General features: G+C 51.8%; 32 protein-coding genes. 1 reads left to right on the top strand and 31 read right to left on the bottom strand.

Annotated elements, in window-relative coordinates; translation table 11 throughout:
- The first annotated feature begins 24 nt into the window (after positions 1-24).
- The gene (locus tag F457_RS0105870; protein WP_018980208.1) at positions 25-1,545 is read left to right on the top strand and encodes an efflux transporter outer membrane subunit; all 1,521 of its coding nucleotides are present in this window, start codon (positions 25-27) and stop codon (positions 1,543-1,545) included.
- Positions 1,546-2,036: 491 nt separating this feature from the next.
- On the opposite strand, the gene rplQ is transcribed toward F457_RS0105870, so the two are convergent.
- The 31 genes from rplQ to rpoC form a co-directional block, all read right to left on the bottom strand.
- Positions 2,037-2,459, bottom strand: a complete 423-nt coding sequence (gene rplQ / locus F457_RS0105860; protein WP_018980206.1) for a 50S ribosomal protein L17 — start codon at positions 2,457-2,459, stop codon at positions 2,037-2,039.
- Between the two features lie 44 nt (positions 2,460-2,503).
- Positions 2,504-3,523 carry a DNA-directed RNA polymerase subunit alpha gene (locus F457_RS0105855; protein WP_026294236.1) on the bottom strand — a complete coding sequence of 340 codons (1,020 nt, stop codon included), beginning with the start codon at positions 3,521-3,523 and terminating at the stop codon, positions 2,504-2,506.
- A 129-nt stretch (positions 3,524-3,652) separates the two neighbouring features.
- Positions 3,653-4,045, bottom strand: a complete 393-nt coding sequence (gene rpsK, locus F457_RS0105845) for a 30S ribosomal protein S11 (protein ID WP_018980203.1) — start codon at positions 4,043-4,045, stop codon at positions 3,653-3,655.
- A 51-nt stretch (positions 4,046-4,096) separates the two neighbouring features.
- Positions 4,097-4,465: a 30S ribosomal protein S13 gene (gene rpsM / locus F457_RS0105840; RefSeq protein ID WP_018980202.1), complete on the bottom strand. Its 369-nt coding sequence runs from the start codon at positions 4,463-4,465 to the stop codon at positions 4,097-4,099.
- A 219-nt stretch (positions 4,466-4,684) separates the two neighbouring features.
- Positions 4,685-5,257 carry an adenylate kinase gene (locus tag F457_RS0105835; protein WP_018980201.1) on the bottom strand — a complete coding sequence of 191 codons (573 nt, stop codon included), beginning with the start codon at positions 5,255-5,257 and terminating at the stop codon, positions 4,685-4,687.
- Positions 5,254-6,618 carry a preprotein translocase subunit SecY gene (secY, locus tag F457_RS0105830; RefSeq protein WP_018980200.1) on the bottom strand — a complete coding sequence of 455 codons (1,365 nt, stop codon included), beginning with the start codon at positions 6,616-6,618 and terminating at the stop codon, positions 5,254-5,256. The genes F457_RS0105835 and secY overlap by 4 nt, the downstream gene beginning before the upstream one ends.
- A 98-nt stretch (positions 6,619-6,716) precedes the next feature.
- A complete protein-coding gene (rplO, locus tag F457_RS0105825; protein ID WP_018980199.1) occupies positions 6,717-7,205 on the bottom strand; it encodes a 50S ribosomal protein L15 in 489 nt (162 codons plus the stop codon).
- Between the two features lies 1 nt (position 7,206).
- On the bottom strand, positions 7,207-7,398 hold the full coding sequence (rpmD, locus tag F457_RS0105820) for a 50S ribosomal protein L30 (protein WP_018980198.1): 192 nt from the start codon (positions 7,396-7,398) through the stop codon (positions 7,207-7,209).
- Positions 7,391-7,960 carry a 30S ribosomal protein S5 gene (rpsE, locus tag F457_RS0105815; protein WP_018980197.1) on the bottom strand — a complete coding sequence of 190 codons (570 nt, stop codon included), beginning with the start codon at positions 7,958-7,960 and terminating at the stop codon, positions 7,391-7,393. Before rpsE ends, rpmD begins: the two co-directional genes overlap by 8 nt.
- 12 nt (positions 7,961-7,972) lie before the next feature.
- A complete protein-coding gene (gene rplR, locus F457_RS0105810; protein WP_018980196.1) occupies positions 7,973-8,335 on the bottom strand; it encodes a 50S ribosomal protein L18 in 363 nt (120 codons plus the stop codon).
- Entirely contained in the window at positions 8,335-8,871 is a 537-nt protein-coding gene (rplF, locus tag F457_RS0105805) for a 50S ribosomal protein L6 (protein WP_018980195.1), read from the bottom strand. Before rplF ends, rplR begins: the two co-directional genes overlap by 1 nt.
- A gap of 14 nt (positions 8,872-8,885) precedes the next feature.
- Positions 8,886-9,284, bottom strand: coding sequence for a 30S ribosomal protein S8 (gene rpsH / locus F457_RS0105800; protein ID WP_018980194.1), 399 nt, complete (start codon positions 9,282-9,284; stop codon positions 8,886-8,888).
- A 15-nt stretch (positions 9,285-9,299) separates the two neighbouring features.
- Positions 9,300-9,605: a 30S ribosomal protein S14 gene (rpsN, locus tag F457_RS0105795; protein ID WP_018980193.1), complete on the bottom strand. Its 306-nt coding sequence runs from the start codon at positions 9,603-9,605 to the stop codon at positions 9,300-9,302.
- A 130-nt stretch (positions 9,606-9,735) separates the two neighbouring features.
- Positions 9,736-10,302: a 50S ribosomal protein L5 gene (gene rplE, locus F457_RS0105790; RefSeq protein ID WP_018980192.1), complete on the bottom strand. Its 567-nt coding sequence runs from the start codon at positions 10,300-10,302 to the stop codon at positions 9,736-9,738.
- A gap of 10 nt (positions 10,303-10,312) precedes the next feature.
- Complete coding sequence (rplX, locus tag F457_RS0105785; RefSeq protein WP_018980191.1) at positions 10,313-10,633, bottom strand: 50S ribosomal protein L24; 321 nt, start codon at positions 10,631-10,633, stop codon at positions 10,313-10,315.
- Entirely contained in the window at positions 10,633-11,001 is a 369-nt protein-coding gene (gene rplN, locus F457_RS0105780; protein WP_018980190.1) for a 50S ribosomal protein L14, read from the bottom strand. The genes rplX and rplN overlap by 1 nt, the downstream gene beginning before the upstream one ends.
- 12 nt (positions 11,002-11,013) lie before the next feature.
- The gene (gene rpsQ / locus F457_RS0105775; RefSeq protein ID WP_018980189.1) at positions 11,014-11,289 is read right to left on the bottom strand and encodes a 30S ribosomal protein S17; all 276 of its coding nucleotides are present in this window, start codon (positions 11,287-11,289) and stop codon (positions 11,014-11,016) included.
- Positions 11,290-11,302: 13 nt separating this feature from the next.
- Entirely contained in the window at positions 11,303-11,536 is a 234-nt protein-coding gene (rpmC, locus tag F457_RS0105770; RefSeq protein WP_018980188.1) for a 50S ribosomal protein L29, read from the bottom strand.
- A gap of 2 nt (positions 11,537-11,538) precedes the next feature.
- On the bottom strand, positions 11,539-11,955 hold the full coding sequence (gene rplP, locus F457_RS0105765; protein WP_018980187.1) for a 50S ribosomal protein L16: 417 nt from the start codon (positions 11,953-11,955) through the stop codon (positions 11,539-11,541).
- Between the two features lie 54 nt (positions 11,956-12,009).
- Positions 12,010-12,687, bottom strand: a complete 678-nt coding sequence (gene rpsC, locus F457_RS0105760) for a 30S ribosomal protein S3 (RefSeq protein WP_018980186.1) — start codon at positions 12,685-12,687, stop codon at positions 12,010-12,012.
- 1 nt (position 12,688) lies between these two features.
- Positions 12,689-13,117: a 50S ribosomal protein L22 gene (gene rplV / locus F457_RS0105755; RefSeq protein ID WP_018980185.1), complete on the bottom strand. Its 429-nt coding sequence runs from the start codon at positions 13,115-13,117 to the stop codon at positions 12,689-12,691.
- 2 nt (positions 13,118-13,119) lie between these two features.
- Positions 13,120-13,398, bottom strand: coding sequence for a 30S ribosomal protein S19 (gene rpsS, locus F457_RS0105750; RefSeq protein ID WP_018980184.1), 279 nt, complete (start codon positions 13,396-13,398; stop codon positions 13,120-13,122).
- Between the two features lie 16 nt (positions 13,399-13,414).
- The gene (gene rplB / locus F457_RS0105745; protein WP_018980183.1) at positions 13,415-14,245 is read right to left on the bottom strand and encodes a 50S ribosomal protein L2; all 831 of its coding nucleotides are present in this window, start codon (positions 14,243-14,245) and stop codon (positions 13,415-13,417) included.
- Positions 14,246-14,263: 18 nt separating this feature from the next.
- Positions 14,264-14,605, bottom strand: a complete 342-nt coding sequence (locus F457_RS0105740; protein ID WP_018980182.1) for a 50S ribosomal protein L23 — start codon at positions 14,603-14,605, stop codon at positions 14,264-14,266.
- Positions 14,602-15,216 carry a 50S ribosomal protein L4 gene (gene rplD, locus F457_RS0105735; protein ID WP_018980181.1) on the bottom strand — a complete coding sequence of 205 codons (615 nt, stop codon included), beginning with the start codon at positions 15,214-15,216 and terminating at the stop codon, positions 14,602-14,604. The genes F457_RS0105740 and rplD overlap by 4 nt, the downstream gene beginning before the upstream one ends.
- A 5-nt stretch (positions 15,217-15,221) precedes the next feature.
- A complete protein-coding gene (gene rplC / locus F457_RS0105730; protein ID WP_026294235.1) occupies positions 15,222-15,905 on the bottom strand; it encodes a 50S ribosomal protein L3 in 684 nt (227 codons plus the stop codon).
- 10 nt (positions 15,906-15,915) lie between these two features.
- Positions 15,916-16,224 carry a 30S ribosomal protein S10 gene (gene rpsJ / locus F457_RS0105725; RefSeq protein ID WP_018980179.1) on the bottom strand — a complete coding sequence of 103 codons (309 nt, stop codon included), beginning with the start codon at positions 16,222-16,224 and terminating at the stop codon, positions 15,916-15,918.
- Between the two features lie 118 nt (positions 16,225-16,342).
- Positions 16,343-17,533, bottom strand: coding sequence for an elongation factor Tu (gene tuf / locus F457_RS0105720; protein WP_018980178.1), 1,191 nt, complete (start codon positions 17,531-17,533; stop codon positions 16,343-16,345).
- Positions 17,534-17,647: 114 nt separating this feature from the next.
- Positions 17,648-18,124 carry a 30S ribosomal protein S7 gene (rpsG, locus tag F457_RS0105715; protein ID WP_018980177.1) on the bottom strand — a complete coding sequence of 159 codons (477 nt, stop codon included), beginning with the start codon at positions 18,122-18,124 and terminating at the stop codon, positions 17,648-17,650.
- A 12-nt stretch (positions 18,125-18,136) separates the two neighbouring features.
- On the bottom strand, positions 18,137-18,508 hold the full coding sequence (rpsL, locus tag F457_RS0105710; protein WP_023979007.1) for a 30S ribosomal protein S12: 372 nt from the start codon (positions 18,506-18,508) through the stop codon (positions 18,137-18,139).
- Positions 18,509-18,829: 321 nt separating this feature from the next.
- Positions 18,830-23,146, bottom strand: a complete 4,317-nt coding sequence (gene rpoC / locus F457_RS0105705) for a DNA-directed RNA polymerase subunit beta' (protein ID WP_026294234.1) — start codon at positions 23,144-23,146, stop codon at positions 18,830-18,832.
- Between the last annotated feature and the right edge of the window lie 36 nt (positions 23,147-23,182).

The following is a 23,182-nucleotide window of genomic DNA, read 5'->3' as shown; positions in this document are numbered from 1 at the left end:
CCTGATTGGAGCCGCCTTTTCCCCATGCGCCACCTGACCTCTTTCCGCACCTCTCTTCTGCTCTCCCCTGCGATGTTTTCCCTCTTAGGCGGTTGCATGGTCGGCCCTCATTATCACCGCCCCAAAGCGATTATCTCCGATCGTTTTAAAGAAGCCCCACCACCTCCAGGCTGGCAAAAAGCTCAACCGTCTATGAGCACCCTCCCTAAAGGAGATTGGTGGCGGATCTTCAATGACCCCCTCCTCAATCAGCTGGAAGAAGAGGTCGATCGCTCCAATCAGGGCTTGAAAGAATATGAAGCGCAATACCGAAAAGCACGGACATTGATTGACTCCATTCGTGCCAATCTCTTCCCAACATTAAGTGGGAATTTCTCCTTTAAGCGTAACTCGCAAGGCGCCACTGTTCCAGACGGAATTGACGGTGGAAGCCACTCCATCACCAATGTCTCCAATACGTGGACAACCGGCCCATCTGCGAATTGGACCATTGATGTGTGGGGCATGATCCGGCGCCAAGTCCAACAACAAGTCACCGCCTCACAAGCCAGCGCTGCTTTAATGGCAAATATGCGCCTCTCATATCAGCTAGAACTCGCGACTGATTATATCAACCTGCGCTATCAAGACAGCCTTATCCACCTCTATCAACGCAATGTTGGCCTCTATAGCCATAACCTCACCATTCTCACCAATCAGTTAGAAGCAGGTGTTGCAGACCCTACCAGCGTGCTTCAAGCACGCTATCAGCTCCAATCGACTCAGGCGAGCCTCTCGAATGCCCATGTTGCCCGCGCGCAATATGAACACGCCATTGCTGTATTAACGGGCAAACCGCCCGCCGCACTGAGCATTCCTGATGGTGATTTGGGCCGTACCATCCCTCCTGCTCCAACCATGCTTCCGAGTGAACTTTTGGAAAGACGACCGGACATCGCTCAAGCTGAACGACAAATGGAAAGCTACAATGCTGAAATTGGCTATCGCATCGGCGCCTTCTACCCTCAATTTAACTTAAGTGCGAGCTACGGCTATAGTGGGAACCCCATCCAACAGCTTATCCAAAGTGCAACGCGTGCATGGTCTCTCGGCGCTGCAGCCACAGAGACTATCTTCCAAGGAGGGGCTCGTACAGCCGCTGTGCGTGAAGCTGAAGCCGATTATGACAACGCCGTTGCCACCTATCGGCAAACGGTTTTGAGTGCCCTTCAAGACACAGAAGATCAGCTGTCTAATTTGCGCTATCTCAGCGATGTTTATCGCTATCAAGGCGGGGCCGTCTCAAGTGCTGAAGAAGCCGTTCGCGTCTCAATGAATGAATATTTAGCCGGCACACAAATCTATACAACCGTCATCACCGCTCAACAAACGGCGCTGCAATATGAGCAAAATAAACTCCAAGTTCAGCAGCAGCGTTTTCTCTCAGAAATCCGCCTAATCACGGACCTTGGAGGCGGATGGAGCTCTCACGAACTGCCAACTAAAAACGCCCTACAAACCGATAATCCATTTTTGCCGAGCTTTATTCAGAAAGATAAAAACTAATATCATCATACCACCCCCGCCCTCGTACAGCGGGGGAACTCAATAACCTTGGTAAAATGTAACCCCGTACATTTTCAGACCAGGGGCCTTCAGGCAAACACACTTAACCTGACAAGCCAGAACCGACACCGGCCCGCACTAATATCTACTCTAATACGCTTCATATGCGGGCACAGTGCCTATCTGCCTCAAGAGTACCCAACAACTTTTATGGATAATCCACCTCTAGGTTAGCATTTCTTTTTCTTACAGCACCCGAGCAATCCTTTACGACCCACCCGAAGACCAAACAGCACAGCAACACCCAACCATAGCCATGGATGGTCAGCCACAAGCTCCTCAACTAAGCTTTTCGCTTCTTTCGACCAAGGACACATTTTTTCTTTAAGACAACCAAGCATTGTTTCTCGTCTTTCCTTTATAGATAAACAAAAAGGGGCCGGCACGCTAACGCGCCGACCCCCTTCTTATTCTCTCTTTGGAGAGAAATCTCAAGCAGCTTCCTGCTGACCCTCAGCATTCTGAGCAGGCCCACTGTCCTTGCCCTTTGCTTCGAGGTCGCGATCCACAAACTCAATCACAGCCATGTCTGCATTATCACCATAACGCACACCAGCTTTCAGCACACGTGTGTAACCACCATTGCGGCCCTCATAGCGCTTGCTCAGAGCAGCAAACAGCTTGGAGACAATGGTTTCATCACGCAGTTGAGCAAAAGCTTGACGACGTGCATGCAGCGTGCCGCGCTTACCAAGAGTGATCAACTTTTCTGCAACCGGGCGAAGTTCCTTCGCCTTTGGTAGCGTTGTTGTGATCTGCTCATGCTTAATCAAAGCCACAGCCATGTTGCGGAACATCGCTGCACGATGAGTAGAAGTAACACCGAGCTTACGCCCGCCCAGATTATGACGCATTTTCTTTCCCTAATCTTTACCCAAAGCTTCCCAGCCAAGGCCTATTAGAATGTCTCGTCGAGACGCCGGGCCAGATCCTCAATGCTCTCTGGCGGCCAAGCTGGAACATTCATTCCCAGCGAAAGCCCCATGCCTGTGAGCACTTCTTTGATCTCATTCAGCGACTTACGACCGAAGTTCGGAGTCCGCAGCATTTCCTGCTCGCTCTTCTGCACAAGATCGCCAATATAGACAATATTGTCGTTCTTCAAGCAGTTTGCACTTCGTACTGAAAGCTCAAGTTCATCCACTTTACGCAGCAGATGACGGCTAAACGGCAGGTCATCCTGAGGCTCTTCACTTTGAACCGGACGAGGTTCATCGAAGTTAATGAAGAGTTGGAGCTGATCCTGAAGAACACGCGCAGCCAAAGCCAAGCCGTCTTCCGGTGTCACGACACCATTTGTTTCCACTGTCAGCAGAAGCTTATCATAGTCTGTCACCTGCCCAACACGGGTTGGCTCGACTTTATAAGAAACACGCTGAACCGGGGAATAAATCGCATCAATGGGGATCAGACCAATAGGAGCATCATCCGGACGATTTGCAGAGGCCGGAACATACCCCTTACCCATATTGACAGTGAATTCCATACCAAGCTTGACATCATCATCAAGGGTACAGATCACCAGATCAGGATTCATCACTTCAATGTCATGACCTGTCTGAATTTGCCCTGCAGTCACCTCACCCGGCCCTGTAGCCGTGAGGATCATGCGCTTCGGCCCTTCACCATGCATACGCAGCGCCAGCTGCTTCACATTCAGCACGATGTCCGTAACGTCCTCACGCACTCCTGCGACGGACGAGAACTCATGCAGAACCCCATCAATCTGGATAGCCGTTACAGCGGCACCCTGAAGAGAGGAGAGAAGAACACGACGCAGAGCGTTACCCACCGTAAGACCGAAACCACGCTCAAGCGGCTCAGCCACGATCGTCGCAATGCGCGAAGGAACCGGGCCAGGCTCGACTTCAAGCTTCTCCGGTTTGATGAGGGACTGCCAGTTTTTCTGGAGAACCAAGGTCATGGCCTTTCAAACAACGAAGCCCGCCACGAAAAATGGCGGCGCCAGGCCCGCACAGAATCGTGCGGTAAAAACTTTCCCAGTTTATGTGGTTGCCCAATGCTCCCGGGCAACCACACAGACTGATTAAACGCGACGACGCTTACGCGGACGGCACCCGTTATGAGGAACCGGCGTCATGTCACGAATCGAGGTGATCGTAAAACCAACTGCTTGCAAAGCACGCAGAGCACTTTCACGACCTGACCCCGGACCGGAGACTTCAATCTCCAGAGTTTCCATCCCATGCTCACGAGCCTTACGACCGGCTTCCTCAGCTGCCACCTGAGCGGCATATGGTGTGGACTTACGTGAGCCCTTAAAGCCCTGAGCCCCTGAGGAAGACCAAGAAATCGCATTACCCTGTGCATCGGCAATGGTAATCATGGTGTTATTGAAGGTCGAAAGAACGTGCGCAACACCAGAAATGATGTTTTTGCGCTCCTTCTTACGAATACGCGGTGCGGCAGCCTTGGCCATAATTTGCTTGTCCTACTAAATTCGCTAAAGCTCGAAAGAAGTTACGCTATCTTACTTCTTCTTACCGGCAATGGCCACAGCCTTACCCTTACGGGTACGGGCATTCGTATGCGTCCGCTGACCACGTACCGGCAGACTACGACGATGGCGCAGACCGCGATAGCAACCCAAATCCATCAGGCGTTTGATGTTCATCGCTTTTTCACGACGAAGATCACCCTCAACCCGATACTCACTATCAATCAACTCACGAATCTTGACGATCTCATCGTCAGAGAGTTCGTTCACGCGCTTTGCATCAGCAATGTCCAGCTTTGCACAGATTGCCTGTGCACTTGTTGGACCAATGCCATAAACATAGCGCAGACCAATGACCACCCGCTTGTTGGTCGGAATGTTTACGCCGGCAATACGTGCCACGCTAATTCTCCCATCAACGCGGCGCCTTCACCGCGTCCCCAAAAAAATCTCTGTTCGACTAAGGACTAGTAACCCTTCATAAGGTCACTTGATCCTCTGCAAAACGATTCCGGCTTTTAAAGCCGTATCTACTACGTGCTGGGCGAAATATACCCCCCAGCCGCACAAGTCAAACAATACCGATCACTTTTTCGTGATCACACTCAATATCCAGAGCTATCAAGCAGTTGCAAGAATATCATCTATCTTCTTAGCAACATTTTCAACAGTCTGCATACCATCGATACGCTTCAAACGTCCATTTTGCTCATAATAAGGCAGAATAGGTGCCGTCTGAGCGCGATAAACCTCCAGACGAGAACGGACGACCTCTGGACGATCATCAGGGCGACGTGAACCGTCCTCCCCAACCCGTTCCGCTAGACGGCGGACCAATGCCTCTTCTGCCACATCGAGCAAAATAACTGCATTAATCTTTAAGCCTTTGTGCTCCAGCATAGAATCCAGAGCTACGGCCTGACTTTCTGTCCGGGGGAAACCATCCAGAATAAACCCTTGCGAACAATCAGGCTCTGCTATCCGGTTTTCAATCATTTGCACCATGATTGGATCAGGAACAAATTGCCCCTTCTCCATCAACTCACGTGCCTGAAGCCCAATAGGTGTCTCAGCAGCAACCTCAGCACGAAGCATATCTCCTGTAGAGATCTGCTTCACCCCATAGGCAGCTTCTAAACGCTTCGCTTGCGTACCCTTGCCTGCTCCCGGAGGACCAAGAAGAATAATATTCACCGTTGCATTCCTTTTTCTTTGGAACGACCACCACGCCCACGCTGCTTACGCATAAGCCCCTGATATTGGTGAGCAACAAGATGAGATTGTGCCTGCGTTACCGTATCAATCGTAACCGATACAATAATGATCAAACTGGTTCCGCCAAAATAAAAAGGAACATTATAATGATTGATCAAAAATTGCGGCAACAAGCACACCAACACCATATAAGCCGCACCAATCGTCGTCAGACGCGAGAGGATCCGATCAAAATAGGTTGCTGTATTCGCACCGGGACGAATGCCAGGAATAAAACCACCTTGTTTCCGTAGATTCTCCGCTGTTTCCTCTGGGTTAAAACTCACAGCAGCGTAGAAATACGAGAAAAACACAATCATCGCGGCATAAAATGCCATATAGAGTGGCTGCCCTTGTGAAAGCCATTGGCTCATCCGTCCCAAAATGCCGCCATGATTATGCATAAATCCAGCCAATGTGGTCGGAATCAGCAAAACAGACGACGCAAAAATGGGCGGAATAACACCAGCTGTATTCACCTTCAGTGGCATATGCGTTGAGTCACCACCATAAATGCGGTTACCCACTTGCCGTTTAGGATACTGCACAACGACACGACGCTGCGCCTGTTCCATAAACACAATGAAGACAATAACAGCGAGAGCTAGCACTAAGAAAACCGCGACAAAAAACGGTGAAAGCGCTCCAGTACGACCCAACTCAAACAAGCTACTCATCGCATGAGGCAAATTAGCAACAATACCTGAAAAAATAATCAGTGAAATGCCATTACCAAGCCCGCGCGATGTGATCTGCTCGCCAAGCCACATCAAGAACATCGTCCCCGTCACCAACATGACGACATAAGGGATAATGAACATAATGCCAGGAGAAATCACAGCACTCGCCCCACTCTGGGAACGTAAGCTCTCCAAGCCCATAGCAAAACCATAAGCTTGTATGATCGCAATGAAGACCGTTAGATAACGCGTATACTGATTAAGTTTCTTACGCCCACTTTCCCCTTCTTTCTTCATCGCCTCCATAGAAGGTAAGGCCGTCGAAAGAAGCTGAATAATAATAGACGCACTGATATACGGCATAATGTTCAATGCAAACAGTGTCATGCGACCAAGCGCACCACCTGTAAACATATCAAACATTCCAAGAATGCCGTTTTGTTGCTGAGACGCGATCTGCCCTAAAACAGTCGCATCAATACCAGGTACCGGAATAAAGGTTCCCAGTCGGTAAACGATCAGCACCCCAAGCGTAAATAAAATACGCTTCTTGAGTTCAGTTGCCTTAGAAAACGAACTCATACTGAGGTTGCCGGCTAACTGTTCAGCGGCAGAAGCCATCTCCCCGTCCTTTCATGAAAACAGCGCCGCCGCACAAAGTACGGGGCGCCGTTCACTCGATCACCCTATCCCAGTAATGCAGCTGGGCATAAGAGTTCTCAGGCCTGAGCCTGAGCCTCTTTTTTGGTGGCCAACACCTTGACGGAACCACCAGCTTTCTCAACTGCAGCACGTGCTGCAGCAGAAGCTCCGGCAACCTCAAAGTTCAGTCCCTGAGAAAGTTCACCTTTCGCCAGAAGACGTACACCAGCCACCTTGCGGCTTCCAACAAGACCCGCCTCGCGGAGTGTCTCAATTGTCACCGGTGCTGCAGCAGAAAGCTTACCAGCTTCCAGAGCCTTACTCACGGCACCCAGATTAACCGCCGCATATTCCTTACGGAAGATATTGACGAAGCCACGCTTCGGCATACGACGATAAATCGGGAGCTGACCACCCTCGAAACCGTTAATAGAAACACCTGAACGGGCTTTTTGACCTTTATGGCCTTTCCCTGAGGTCTTTCCCTTACCTGAACCGATACCACGGCCCAAGCGCTTGCTACGGTAGCGAGCACCAGCGTTATCACGCAGTTCATTTAGGTTCATCTTAGCCCTCCACCTTCAACAGGTGGGATACCTTACGGATCATGCCGCGCACAGCCGAGGTATCCTCCAGAACACGGAAGGAACCGATGCCACGAAGGCCCAGCCCCTTAATCGTTTCCGCCTGACCAGGTTTGGAACCAATCACCGAAGCAATCTGTGTTACCCGGACGGTCTTACCCTGAGAATCAGACATTTGCACCCTCCGTCTCCGAATGGTCACGACGTCCGAAGATCTCATAGGTCTTCTTACCGCGACGTGATGCGACCTGACGCGGGCTGCTCGAACGCTCAAGAGCGTCAAAAGCGGCCTTGATCATGTTATGTGGGTTCCGAGTACCCAAGCTTTTAGCGACAACGTCACTCACGCCCAAGCTCTCGAACACCGCACGAATCGGACCACCAGCAATAATCCCCGTCCCTGCATCAGCTGCACGAACAACGACCTTACCAGCACCGAAGCGGCCCACAGCGTCATGATGGAGAGTACGGCCCTCTTTCATCGGTACGCGGATCATAGTGCGACGAGCATGTTCCGTTGCTTTACGAATAGCCTCAGGCACCTCGCGGGCCTTACCAGCACCGTAACCAACGCGACCTTTCTGGTCACCGACAACCACCAACGCAGCAAAAGCAAAACGGCGACCGCCCTTTACCACTTTTGCAACACGGTTGATGGTTACCAGCTTATCAACCAGCTCATCACCCTGCTCACGCTCACGACCACCACGGCCGCCTTCTCTTGGCTCACGTGCCATGTGTGATCCTCCTTAGAACGACAGCCCACCCTCGCGGGCAGCTTCTGCCAGGGCTTTCACCCGGCCATGATACAGATAAGCGCCACGGTCGAAAACGACCTCTTTGACGCCTGCCTTAACAGCACGCTCGGCCACGAGCTTACCAATGATGGTAGCTGCATCAATATCGGCGCCTGTCTTACCCGCTTCACGAACGCTCTTTTCAAGCGTTGAAGCACTAGCAACAGTGCGGCCATGCGCATCATCAATCAGCTGAGCATGAATGTGCTTGTTAGAGCGGAAGACCGACAAACGCGGCCGGCCGCCGCTCTTGCGACGAAGCTGGAAACGCAACCGTTTGCGGCGACGTTCCTGCAATCCTTGCAGCGATGCCATTACTTCTTCTTACCTTCCTTACGACGCAGAACTTCGGTCTCATAACGAACACCCTTGCCCTTATAAGGCTCAGGCTTACGGAAGCTGCGGATATCCAGAGCAACCTGACCGACACGCTGTTTGTCATTACCCTCAACCGTAATGGCTGTTGGGCGCGGCGTTGTAATCTTCACATCTGCGGGGATCGGATAGACCACATCATGTGAAAATCCAAGGTTCATAACCAGGTTAGAGCCCTGCACTGCAGCACGGAAACCTGTCCCTTGAATTTCAAGCGTCTTCGTAAAGCCGGCAGAAACACCTTGAATCATGTTTGCGAAGACAGCGCGGGAAGTTCCCCACATTGTCCAGCCCTGCTTTGTACGCCCACCGACTGGTGAAACAACAACCTTCCCATCTTCTACCTTGACATCTACCCAAGGAGAAACAGGAACACTTAACTCACCGCGCTTACCTTTTACGGAAAAATTACCATCTTTCACAGTAACTTCTACGTTAGCGGGGAGCGTAATAGGATATTTACCTACGCGAGACATCTTTCCCTCCTTCCTTAGAAGACGCGGCAGAGAATCTCGCCACCAACATTGGCAGCGCGAGCCTCGACGTCCGAAAGAACGCCACGCGGTGTTGAAAGGATGGAAACACCCAAGCCGGCATAAACACGCGGCAGCTCTTTAATCTTGGAGTACACGCGACGCCCTGGACGGGAAACGCGGTGAATCTCACGGATTACCGGCTGACCTTCAGCATATTTCAGCTCAATGCGAAACTGGGAAATTCCCTTACGCACTTCTTCGGTCGAAAAACCACGGATGTAACCTTCGCGCTTCAGCGCCTCAAGGACACTTGCACGCAACTTAGAAGCCGGCGCAACACAAGCAGCATGGCGGGCACGCTGAGCATTACGGACCCGGGTGAGCATATCACCCAAAGGATCAGACATAGACATTCAGACTACCCTTATTTACCAGCTGGACTTGACCATACCGGGAATCTGTCCCGTAGAAGCAAGGTCACGCAGAGCAATACGGCTCAGCTCGAATTTCCGGTAGTTCGCACGTGGGCGTCCAGAAATCTTACAACGCAAACGTACGCGAGTTTGCGAACCGTTGCGCGGCAATTTAGCCAGCTTCAGCGATGCTTCAAAACGTTCTTCCATCGGAAGAGAACGGTTCTTAATAATAGTTTTGAGAGCGGTCCGCTTTTCCCGATCACGCTTCGCAAGAGCGGCGCGATGGTTATTACGGTTAACCGCAGAGGTCTTCGCCATCTCGAATTTTCTCCCGGAACCTGTTAGGCCTATCCCAACGGTTTTCCAATCAACGGCTTTGTAACGGGATTCTCTCCTTAAGGAAAGAGAAGAATCCCGCTTTTACCGTGATTGCTACGAAAAATATCGCTTAGGACGCAATCGGCAGATCAAAAGCCTTCAGCAGTGCCTTAGCTTCTTCATCTGTTTTTGCTGACGTCACAAAGATAATGTCCATTCCGCGAATGGCATCAACTCGATCGTAGTCAATTTCCGGGAAAACAATTTGCTCTTTAATACCCATGGCAAAATTACCACGGCCATCAAAGCCCTTGTTTGCCGGAAGACCACGGAAGTCACGGATACGAGGCATCGCAATCGTCACGAGACGATCAAGAAACTCATACATCCGTGCGCGACGTAGCGTCACTTTACAACCAATCGGCAGTCCTTCACGGATCCTGAAGCCAGCCACAGCTTTGCGAGCTACGGTCTTCACAGGCTTCTGACCAGCAATTAACGTCATTTCTGCCAATGCAGCATCAAGCTTTTTCTGGTCAGCAGCAGCTTCACCCACCCCCATGTTCAGCACGATTTTCTCGAGCTTGGGGATCTGCATATCATTCTTATAGCCGAACTGCTCACGCAACTTCGCCCGAAGAGCGTCCTGATAGTGCTGCTGCAGACGAGGCAGAACGGTACCTTTATTATCGCTCATCGTTCGCTCCTCAGCCTTCGATCACTTCGCCGGTTACCTTAGCAACACGGACCTTACGACCATCATCCAGCACTCGGAAACCAACGCGTGTTGGCTTGCCGCTCTTTGGATCAATCAGCTTCAAGTTAGAAAGATGGACGGGCATTTCACGTTCGATAATGCCACCGCCCTCGCCCATACGGTTTGGCTTACTGTGACGTTTTGCCACAGCAACACCACGTACAACGGCTTTCTCAACCTTCGGCAGAACGGAAAGAACTTCACCGCGAACACCGCGTGAACGTCCAGTCAGCACCAGAACCTGGTCACCTTTTTTGATACGTGCAGCCATTATAGCACCTCCGGAGCCAAGGAGATGATCTTCATGAACTTACGCGCACGCAGCTCACGAACGACCGGACCAAAGATACGGGTTCCGATGGGTTCCTGCTGATTGTTCAACAGAACTGCCGCATTGCGATCGAAGCGGATGGCAGAACCATCAGCGCGACGCACAGGATAAGATGTGCGAACGATGACGGCGCGATGCACATCACCCTTCTTCACCTTACCACGCGGAATCGCTTCCTTAACGGATACGACAATGACGTCGCCGACCGAGGCGGTCTTCCGTTTGGAACCACCCAGTACCTTAATGCACTGCACCCGACGTGCACCGGAATTGTCCGCAACGTCCAGGTTGGTCTCGGGATGAATCATGTGTCTACCCCCTTATGCGCCAGCCGGAGTTGATGTTGCCTCTGCAACATCAGACCCGTTGCGGGAAATAACCGTCCACGTCTTGCGCTTGGAAAGTGGTGCGCACTCAACGATACGCACCAAATCACCAACCTTGCACGCATTGGCATCATCATGAGCCGCGTACTTCTTGGAACGGCGGATAAACTTTTTATACAGCGGATGCATAATACGACGATCGACAAGAACGGTTACCGTCTTGTCCATCTTATCGCTTGTCACCCGACCTGTCAGGACGCGCCTGGGCATCGTCCGTCTCCTCTCAGGAATTAGCGGCGGACGTTTGTGCGCCCGCCCGGTTCTTCGACTGATGAAGCAGCGTTTTGATACGTGCGACTGTACGACGCACAACCTTAACGCGGCTCGTATTCTCGGACTGGCCTGTAGCGGCAGAAAAGCGCTGATTGATCTGCTCACGCTTCAGCTCAACGAGAAGAGCCTTCAGCTCGTCTTCGCTCTTCGCACGCAAATCAGCAACTTTATAGGTCTCAGCCATTTTCAAGCCTCCCCGATACGCTGAACAAACTTGGTCTTAATCGGCAACTTTGCAGCTGCCAAACTTAGAGCCAAGCGGGCAACCTCAGGAGGAACCCCTTCGATCTCGAAGAGGATACGTCCCGGCTTAACGCGGGCCGCCCAATATTCGGGGTTACCTTTACCGGACCCCATACGCACTTCTGCCGGCTTTGTCGAGACCGGAGTGTCTGGAAAAATACGAATCCAAACACGACCCGCACGTTTCATCGCACGTGTAATCGCACGACGAGACGCCTCGATCTGGCGAGCAGTAATCCGCTCTGGCTCAAGAGCCTTCAGGCCATACGCACCAAAATTCAGCTGCGTACCGCCCTTGGCCATCCCATGAATACGCCCTTTATGGGCTTTACGAAACTTTGTCCGCTTTGGAGAAAGCATGATTTTCTTTCCTCACATCAAGCACCGCAGGTAAAGACGGAAAAATTTCCCGTCTTATCTCTGAGGAGCCTGCTCCGCAGCACGACGGTCCTGAGCGGATGGGTCATGAGCCAGGATCTCACCTTTGAAGATCCAGACTTTCACACCGCACGCACCGTAAGTGGTCTGAGCTGTGGATGTACCATAATCAATGTCCGCACGAAGTGTGTGCAATGGCACACGACCTTCACGATACTTCTCGTCACGAGCAATTTCAGCCCCGCCAAGACGACCGCTACAAGTAATACGGATCCCCTGTGCACCCAGACGCATAGCGGACTGGATAGAACGCTTCATAGCCCGACGGAAGGCTACGCGGCGCTCAAGCTGCTGAGCAATATTGTCAGCAACCAAGGTTGCATCGATTTCTGGCTTACGAATCTCTACAATATTGAGAGCCACATCAGTCTTAGCCATACGGCTCAAGGTCTTACGTAGCGCATCAATATCTTGCCCCTTCTTCCCGATGATCACACCAGGACGGGCCGCATAGATCATAACGCGTGGCTTTTTAGCCGGACGTTCAATCACGACACGAGAAACACCAGCTCCAGAAAGCTTACGGCGCAGAAAAGCGCGTAGCTTTAGATCCTCGTGCAGCAGGCGAGCATAATCATTGCCCGCATACCAGCGGCTATCCCACGTACGATTAACACCGAGCCGGAGCCCGATTGGATTAACCTTATGTCCCATATCAGGCTGCCTTCTGCTTTTTGTCGTTCTTACCGGCTTTAGGAGCTTCCTCAGAAACTTCCGCACGCTCAGCAACAACAATTTTCAGATGACTGAAAAACTTCTGGACCCGTGCTGAACGCCCTCGGCCACGTGCGTGGAAGCGTTTCATGACGATCGATTTGCCGACCTCAGCAGTCTTCACAACCAAACGATCAACATCAAGTTGATGGTTGTTCTCCGCATTAGCAACAGCACTCTCAAGAGCCACTTTCACTTGCTGCGCGATACGGCGACGTGAAAAAGTCAACGCTGAAATTGCTTTATCAGCAGGCTGGTTACGAATCATAGCAGCAACCAGATTTAGCTTTTGAGGGCTAACCCGGATATTGCGCGCAACCGCCTGTGCTTCAGTGTCAGCAAGGGTACGGATATGCTTCGGCTTACTCATGATCAGCCTCGCTTCGACTTCTTGTCAGAACCATGGCCGGTATAGGTACGTGTTGGTGAGAACTCACCAAACTTGTGCCCTACCATATGTTCTGACACCTGCACTGGCAGGAATTTATGACCATTATAAACCCCGAACGTCAGTCCGACGAATTGTGGCAGGATTGTAGAACGACGTGACCAAATTTTGATCACTTCGTTACGGCCCGATGCACGAGCCTTCTCAGCCTTACCAAACAAATACCCGTCGACGAACGGGCCTTTCCAGACGGAACGTGCCATCTCTACTTGCCCTCTCTTACTTGCCGGACTTACGACGACGGATAATCAGACTGTCCGTCTTCTTATTCACCCGGGTTTTATAACCCTTGGTTGGAACACCCCAAGGAGTCACAGGATGACGACCACCGGAACTACGTCCTTCACCACCACCATGTGGATGGTCAACTGGGTTCATCACAACACCACGGTTATGTGGGCGACGACCAAGCCAACGACGACGTCCTGCCTTACCCATGCTCTGGTTCATGTTGTCCGGGTTGGAAACAGCACCAACTGTCGCCATGCATTCACCACGGATCAACCGTAGCTCACCAGACTGCAATTTCACCTGAGCATAGCCAGCATCTTTACCGACCAGCTGAGCATAATTCCCTGCAGAACGAGCCAGCTTACCACCAGCACCCTTCTTCAGTTCAATATTATGCACGATTGTTCCAACAGGCATCGCACCGAGCGGCATTGCATTGCCTGGACGAACATCAACCTGCTGCCCAGCAATAACGCGATCGCCAATCTTTACGCGCTGCGGAGCCAGAATATAAGCTAGCTCGCCATCTTCGTAACGAATAAGAGCGATAAACGCTGTGCGATTTGGATCATACTCAAGACGCTCAACCGTACCCGCCACATCAAACTTACGACGTTTGAAGTCGACATAACGATAAGACTGCTTGTGTCCACCACCACGAAAACGAACCGTCGTACGACCGTAGTTATTACGACCACCAGACTTATTCTTCCCCTGAGTCAGCTGCTTGACCGGCTTGCCTTTCCAAAGCTCGCTGCGATCAATCAGCACAGTGCCACGGGTACTCGGCGTCGTGGGATTAAAGTGCTTTAATGCCATGGTTTTTTACCCCGCGCGTCAACCGAGCTTCGCTGTAAGGTCAATGGACTGACCTTCAGCAAGCTGGACATACGCCTTCTTGATATCAGAACGGCGACCTGGACGACCTCTGACGCGCTTTGTCTTCCCCTTCTGAACCAATGTGCTTACACCGGTTACTTTTACATTGAAGAGCTTTTCAACAGCGACTTTGATCTGCGGCTTCGTTGCATCCAATGCCACCTTGAAAACAACCTGATCACGCTCAGAGAGCATGGTTGCTTTTTCGGTAATCAACGGTGCACGCAGAATATCGTACAGAGCTACCTCAGAAAGGCTGGCCGCCACCTTACGTGCATTTAGAACGGTTTTGGTTGTCATGCCAGACGCTCCTTGAGACCCTCAAGAGCGGCGCGGGTAATCACCAACACCTCATGATTGAGGATATCATAAACATTTGCCCCAATCGTGGGCAGAAGATCGATCTTCGGCAAGTTCGCAATAGCACGCGTAAAAGGCTGATCAGAAACTTGATCAACAATCAACGCAGAAGAGCAACCAAGTGCTTTTAAACGCACAGACGCATCACGCGTCTTGTCCACACCTGAAAGGCTCTCCAGAACAATCAGTTTACCTTCCGCCGCTTTCTGAGCCAAAGCTGAAGCTAGGCCAAGGCGACGTACTTTTTTAGGCAAACTGAAGCCGTGATCACGGACGACAGGCCCATGGACAATGCCACCAGTACGGAACTGAGGTGCACGCAAAGACCCCTGACGCGCAGACCCTGTGCCTTTCTGGCGATAAGGCTTTTTAGTTGTCCCAGAAATGACACCACGACCGCGCGTTGCATGCGTTCCAGCGCGGCGTTTCGCCAGCTGCCAGTTCACAACACGAGCCATAATGTCAGTGCGCGGGACAATCCCGAAAATCTCTTCCGGCAGCGCGATCTTTCCCGCACTCCCGTTATCGAGGGTTTTGATATCGTATTCCATATCCCTCACCCGGCGGCCTCAACGGTCGCTGCCGGATACGGCGCGTCCGCATTGCGGGCCTTCTTGATTGCATCGCGAACCAGGACGAAGCTGTTCTTAGCACCTGGAATGGCGCCACGCACCATGATCAGGTTACGCTCTTCATCAACAGCCGCAATTTCAAGGTTCTGTGTCGTCACGCGCTCGTCACCCAAGTGACCAGCCATTTTCTTACCCTTGAACACCTTACCAGGATCCTGACGTTGACCCGTCGATCCTCCTGAACGGTGACTAATGGACACGCCGTGCGTCGCTTCCAAACCAGCAAAGTTGTGGCGTTTCATCACACCAGCAAAACCTTTACCCTTGCTGCGACCGGTCACATCCACTTTCTGCCCCACAATAAAGTGGTTTACAGAAAGCTTTGTGCCAGGCTCCAGCACAGCATCTTCTGCCACGCGGAACTCAACAAGCTTCTGCTTTGGTTCAACTTTCGCACGAGCAAAATGCCCGCGGTTCGCTTTCGTAACGTGCTTTGCTTTCGCGGTGCCCAAGCCAAGCTGAACGGCTGTATAGCCGTCACGCTCCTTGGTGCGCGCGTCCACAACCTCGACATTATCGAGGTGCAGCACCGTCACCGGCACATGAGTGCCGTCTTCCTTAAAGAGCCGGGACATACCCAGCTTTCTTGCAATCAATCCGGTACGCATCGTCTGGACCTTAGAGTTTAATCTCGACATCAACGCCAGCGGCGAGGTCGAGCTTCATGAGGGCGTCCACGGTCTGCGGGGTCGGCTCAACAATGTCGAGCAGGCGGCGATGAGTTCTCATTTCGAACTGCTCGCGGCTTTTCTTATCCACATGCGGTGAACGGTTCACAGTAAACCGTGCGATGTGCGTCGGCAGCGGGATAGGACCCCGAACCCGAGCACCCGTACGCTTCGCCGTATTGACGATCTCTTTTGTGCTATTATCAAGCACACGATGATCGTACGCCTTTAGGCGAATGCGGATGTTTTGGTCGTCCATGATCTTAATTCATCCAACTTAATAATCCGAGTGCAGTCCTACTGCTATTCCACTCGAAATGGAACCCCGGCCGAAAATAAATTTCGACCGGGGTTCACATTCAAAGCGTCAGAGGAGTTTAGGCAGAAATACCTGCCACAACACCTGCACCCACTGTACGGCCACCTTCGCGAATAGCGAAGCGAAGACCTTCATCCATAGCAATCGGAGCAATCAGCTCGACGTCCATGGTAACGTTATCGCCAGGCATGACCATCTCTGTACCCTCTGGGAGAGTCACGACACCGGTCACGTCTGTCGTACGGAAGTAGAACTGCGGACGATAGTTCGTGAAGAATGGGGTATGACGACCGCCTTCTTCCTTCGTCAGCACGTAAGCTTCCGCTTTAAACTTGCTGTGTGGCGTAATGCTGCCTGGCTTTGCCAGAACCTGACCGCGCTGCACATCTTCACGCTTCACACCACGCAGAAGTGCACCGATGTTATCACCAGCTTCACCGCGATCAAGAAGCTTACGGAACATTTCCACGCCTGTGACGGTCGTCTTGATTGTGTCAACCAGACCAACAATCTCAACTTCGTCACCAACGTTTACAGCACCGCGCTCAACACGACCTGTCACAACCGTACCACGACCGGAGATGGAGAACACATCTTCGATTGGCATCAGGAACGGACGGTCAATCGGACGCTCTGGCTGAGGAATATAGTCGTCAACAGCATCCATCAGCTTCATGATAGCTTCCTGACCCTGCTCCTTGTTGCTGTCTTCAAGAGCAGCCAACGCAGAACCCTTGACGATGGGGATATCATCGCCAGGGAAGTCGTAGGAAGACAGAAGCTCACGCACTTCCATTTCCACCAACTCCAGAAGCTCAGGATCGTCAACCTGATCAACCTTGTTCAGGAAAACCACCAGAGCTGGCACACCAACCTGACGTGCAAGCAGGATGTGCTCACGCGTCTGTGGCATTGGACCATCAGCAGCGGAAACCACCAGAATAGCACCATCCATCTGCGCTGCACCAGTGATCATGTTCTTCACATAGTCAGCATGTCCTGGGCAGTCCACGTGAGCATAGTGACGCTTTTCCGTCTCATACTCAACGTGAGCTGTTGAAATGGTAATCCCGCGAGCGCGCTCCTCAGGTGCCTTGTCGATCATGTCGTAAGCACTGAAGGTTGCGCCACCGGTCTCTGCCAGTGTTTTTGTAATTGCAGCTGTCAGCGTCGTCTTACCATGGTCAACGTGACCAACGGTGCCGATATTGCAATGCGGCTTATTACGCTCAAACTTAGCCTTTGCCATCGTCTCTCTCCAAAACCTCAACCCTACCTTGAGTTAAAGGTATGACTGAAACTCCACGCCGGCACTACTTTCTTTAAAAAGATCCGCAGTACCGGAAGCCCTCTTTGCTGGAACTTACCAGCGATAATGACTGAATGCCTTATTGGCTTCAGCCATACGGTGCGTGTCTTCCCGCTTCTTAACAGCGGAGCCACGATTGTTGATCGCATCCATCAACTCGTTAGACAGACGGTCCTGCATAGTGTTTTCACCACGCTTACGCGAAGCATCAATCAGCCAGCGAATAGCCAAAGCTTGACGACGCTCTGCACGAACCTCAACCGGCACCTGATAGGTCGCACCACCAACACGGCGGGAACGAACCTCAACAGCCGGCTTTACATTATCCAGAGCTGAGTGGAACATAGCAACTGGATCCGCTGAAGAACCACCACGCTGACGCAGCACTTCAAGTGCTCCATATACAATACGTTCAGCAGTGGATTTTTTGCCGTCATACATTAACGCATTCATGAAACGCGTAATGACAGCATCTCCAAACTTCGGATCAGGAAGGATCTCACGCTTAACAGCGCGATGTCGGCGACTCATTCCAAATACCCCTTATTTCGGCCGCTTAGCGCCATACAGCGAACGGCGCTGACGACGTTTCGCGATACCTTGCGTATCAAGCACACCACGAAGAATGTGATAACGCACACCGGGAAGATCCTTCACGCGACCACCACGGATAAGCACAACACTATGCTCCTGGAGGTTGTGTCCCTCACCCGGAATGTAGCTCACCACCTCATACCCGTTGGTCAGACGCACTTTGGCAACCTTACGAAGGGCGGAATTCGGTTTCTTTGGTGTGACGGTATATACACGCGTGCAAACACCACGCTTCTGCGGACATCCCTGCAGAGCAGGAACCTTGTTCCGCTTCGCGGCCGGCTCGCGGCCCTTTGCGATCAACTGGTTGATGGTCGGCATGCGCCCTTCCCAATCCTTGTCCAATATGCCGACAGAGGCCAACCCCCCGTCGCGACATTCGTTCAAACCGACACGCGGCTGAACCGCCTGTCCTTGCACAAATTAACGAAAGAAAGCAGCTCTTCCACTTCCTTCCGAAACTCTCAGCTTCTGGGCTTAACCTCTTTTCTCATGAAACGGAAGTAGCACCAGATGCAATTTTTTATCTTGGGACGATTCCTGCGCTATGAAAAGCGGGAACTGTCTAGGGCGCGAAGTCTATGGCGACTCACCCCAAGAGTCAAGTCTCTCCCTTAAAAGAGAGAGACTCAACACCCAAAATCACTCTGCGGCATCCTCAACTTCAGCAGCATTTTTACGCAGCTGAGCTGGGCTTTGCCCCACAGCAAGACTCCGGAGACGCCGCATAGTTCCACCCGTCCCAGCAGGGATCAGACGGCCGACAATGACGTTCTCCTTCAGTCCGCCGAGCTTATCAATCTTCCCAGAAGTCGCCGCATCCGTCAGGACACGTGTCGTCTCTTGGAAGGAAGCAGCTGAAATAAAGGACTGCGTTTGCAGCGATGCCTTCGTGATTCCCTGAAGAATCGGCATACCCTTTGCGGCCTCACGGCCACTGGCAAGCAACTCTCTATTTTCAGCTTCGAACTCAACTCGATCGACCGTTTCGCCAATCAAGTAAGTCGAATCACCCGGTTCTAGAATCTCAACCTTCTGCAACATTTGGCGGACGATCACTTCAATATGCTTGTCGTTAATCTTCACACCCTGCAGACGGTAAACATCCTGAATTTCGTTCACCAGATAGTCTGACAGCGCCTCCATACCCATGACTTTCAGAATGTCATGAGGCACGCGTGGCCCATCAACCAACGGATCACCCTTTTGGACGAAGTCACCTTCCTGCACGGAAATATGCTTGCCCTTAGGGATGAGATAATCCGTTTTCTCACCGGTCTCATCATTCGTCACAATGACAGAACGCTTAGACTTGTAGTCTTTCCCAAACTCAACACGGCCATCACCCTCGGCAATGATCGCATGATCTTTTGGACGGCGTGCTTCAAATAGTTCAGCAACGCGCGGCAAACCACCAGTAATATCACGTGTCTTAGACCCTTCACGCGGGATACGTGCTAACACGTCACCAGCATGAACCTCTGCCCCATTCTCAATAGAGAGAATACTGTCAGGTGACAAGAAGTAACGTGCTTCATTGCCATTGGCCAGACGCACAACGTCACCATTGGCATCCTTAAGCTGCAAACGTGGACGCAAATCAACGCCCTTAGCTGCATGCTTATAGTCCACCACGACGCGAGAGGTCAGACCCGTCACTTCATCGACGCGCTCAACCAATGTGATACTATCGATCAAGTCGAGATACTCAACAGTACCCGCCTGCTCGGTAATAATCGGCAAGGTGTATGGGTCCCACTCGGCCATTTTATAGCCGCGCTCGACTTCTTGGCCTTCGGACACCATCAAGCGCGCCCCATATGGAACACGATAGCGTCCGCGCTCAACCCCGTTTTCATCCGAAATCAGGATTTCACAGTTACGAGACATCACCACAGGAACGTTTTGTGAGTTTTCCACCACATTACGATTCTTAATGGTCACTTTACCTTCACGGTATGCCTCAACCATCGACTGCTCAGCACCACGTGTCGCCGCACCACCAATATGGAAGGTACGCATCGTCAGCTGCGTTCCAGGCTCACCGATAGACTGTGCAGCAATAACACCGACAGCCTCACCAATATTGACAGGCGTTCCGCGTGCCAAATCTCGACCATAGCAGTGCGCGCAGATGCCCGCTTGGCTATCGCAGGTGAGAACCGAGCGAATATCAATGGCTTCGATTCCAGCGCTTTCCAACACTTCCACATCGGCTTCTGAGAGAAGTGTATTACGCTCCAAAACAAGATCACCCGAGGTCGGATGGAAAACATCCCGCGCCAAAGTACGGCCCAAAGCGCGCTCTGCAAGTGATGCAACAACTTCACCACTGTCCATCACAGCACGTACTGTCAGCCCACGCTCTGTACCACAATCCTGCTCGGTAATGATGCAATCTTGTGCCACATCAACCAAACGTCGTGTGAGGTAACCAGAGTTGGCTGTCTTCAACGCCGTATCAGCTAGCCCCTTACGAGCACCATGGCTTGAGGTGAAGTAATCAAGAACCGACAAACCTTCTTTAAAGTTTGCCACAATTGGCTGCTCAATAATTTCACCCGATGGCTTCACCATCAGACCACGCATACCAGCAAGCTGCTTCATCTGCGCTGGTGACCCACGAGCCCCGGAATGGCTCATCATCCAAACAGAGTTCGTTGGTTTGCCCAGAACCTGCTTAGAAATTTCTTTCAGCATGGCAGCCTGAACCTCGTCGGTACAACGAGACCATGCATCAACCACCTTGTTGTAGCGCTCACCAGCCGTGATCAGACCTTCCTGATATTGCTGCTCAAACTCTTTCACTTCAGCCGACGTGCGGTCGACCAAGCCAGCTTTTTCCTTCGGAATGATCATATCATCCTTACCAAAGGAAACGCCTGCTCTAGCCGCGTGACGGAAGCCCAAAGACATTAAGCGATCACAGAAGATCACGGCTTCTTTCTGACCGCAATGACGATACACCGTATCAATCACATCCGAGACAAGCTTTTTCGTCAGCTGTTTATTCACCAAGCTGAACGGAATCGCCGGATGACGCGGCAGAATCTGCGCAATCAAGGCGCGCCCTGGCGTTGTTAACAGAAGCTGACGAACGGGCTTTCCGTCCTCACCTTTTGTTTCCAAACGCAAACGAATTTTATCATGCAGCTTCAACGCACCAGAGGCCATCGCAGCTTCGATTTCTGCAACAGACACATAAGCCGGTGGGCCTGCCTTGACGACCTTACCATCTTCAATAACGGCCTCATCAGGTGTCAGGCGGTATTCTGGCACTTCAAGGCTGAGATAATATAGCCCAAGGACGATATCCTGTGACGGCACGATGATAGGCTTACCATTGGCCGGGCTCAGAATATTATTCGTGGACATCATCAGCACACGTGCTTCAAGCTGCGCTTCTAGGGACAGCGGCACGTGAACGGCCATCTGGTCACCATCAAAGTCGGCATTAAAGGCAGTGCAAACCAGGGGATGAAGCTGAATGGCCTTCCCTTCAACGAGGCTTGGCTCAAACGCTTGAATACCTAGACGGTGCAAGGTTGGGGCACGGTTAAGCATAACCGGATGCTCGCGGATCACCTCTTCAAGGATGTCCCAAACTTCCGGACGCTCTTTCTCCACCATGCGCTTTGCCGCTTTAATGGTGGTCGCATGGCCATATTTTTCCAACTTGGAATAAATAAATGGCTTAAAGAGCTCCAACGCCATCTTTTTAGGCAGACCGCACTGATGCAGTTTCAGCTCTGGCCCCACCACAATCACGGAACGCCCAGAATAATCGACGCGCTTACCCAGCAGGTTCTGACGGAAACGCCCCTGCTTCCCTTTCAGCATATCCGAAAGAGATTTCAGCGGACGTTTGTTCGCCCCGGTGATCGCACGACCACGACGCCCGTTATCAAACAGAGCATCAACAGATTCCTGAAGCATGCGCTTTTCGTTACGCACGATAATATCAGGAGCACGCAGCTCCATCAGACGCTTCAGACGATTGTTACGGTTAATAACGCGACGATACAGATCGTTCAGATCAGACGTGGCAAAACGTCCACCATCCAACGGCACCAGCGGACGCAGTTCCGGCGGAACCACTGGGACGATATCCATGATCATCCATTCTGGGCGTGCACCGCTCTCAACGAATGACTCGACCATCTTAAGACGCTTAACAAGCTTCTTACGCGCTGCTTCAGAGGTCGCCTTGCGCAACTTCTTGCGCATCATGGTCTTCTCTGAATCGCCTTCCATGACTTCCATGTCATAGTCGAACGGATCTGGATCGCCACGCTCAAGGGCTGCCTTGCTCAGCTCACGCTCCTGAGCATTGGGAATGCCCCAATCATAGCTCGACAACGCGCGCTTGATCGCTTCAGCACCAATACCAACGTCAAGACCTGCATCTGGATATTCATCCAGCAATTCTTCGCAACGCACTTCGTCAAGAAGATACTGATCGCGACGTTTGCCATGCTTATACGAATCAATCTGGTCAGATTCGCACACGCCTTTATCGAGAACGAGGAACTTCTCAAAATACAGAACCGGCTCAACGTCCTTAAGTGGCAGGTCCAGCATCGTCGCGATACGGCTAGGCAATGACTTCAAGAACCAGATATGAGCCACTGGCGCAGCGAGATCAATATGGCCCATGCGCTCACGACGCACCTTAGCCAAGGTGACTTCAACACCACATTTCTCGCAGACAATACCGCGAAACTTCATCCGCTTATATTTACCGCACAGACACTCATAGTCCTTCGTAGGACCAAAAATCCGTGCACAGAACAAGCCATCACGCTCTGGCTTGAACGTACGGTAGTTAATCGTCTCTGGCTTTTTAATCTCACCATAAGACCAAGAACGGATTTGCTCGCTCGAAGCAAGCTGAATCCGAATCTGATCAAAACTGACAGACTGGCCAGATTGACCCAGAATCTTCATGAGTTCGTTCATGCGCCGAAACCCCACTGTGCCGAACGGCGTCCCGCC

The sequence above is a fragment of the Saccharibacter floricola DSM 15669 genome (genome assembly GCF_000378165.1).
GTDB lineage: Bacteria > Pseudomonadota > Alphaproteobacteria > Acetobacterales > Acetobacteraceae > Saccharibacter > Saccharibacter floricola.
This window is presented reverse-complemented; position numbering and strand designations above follow the sequence as displayed.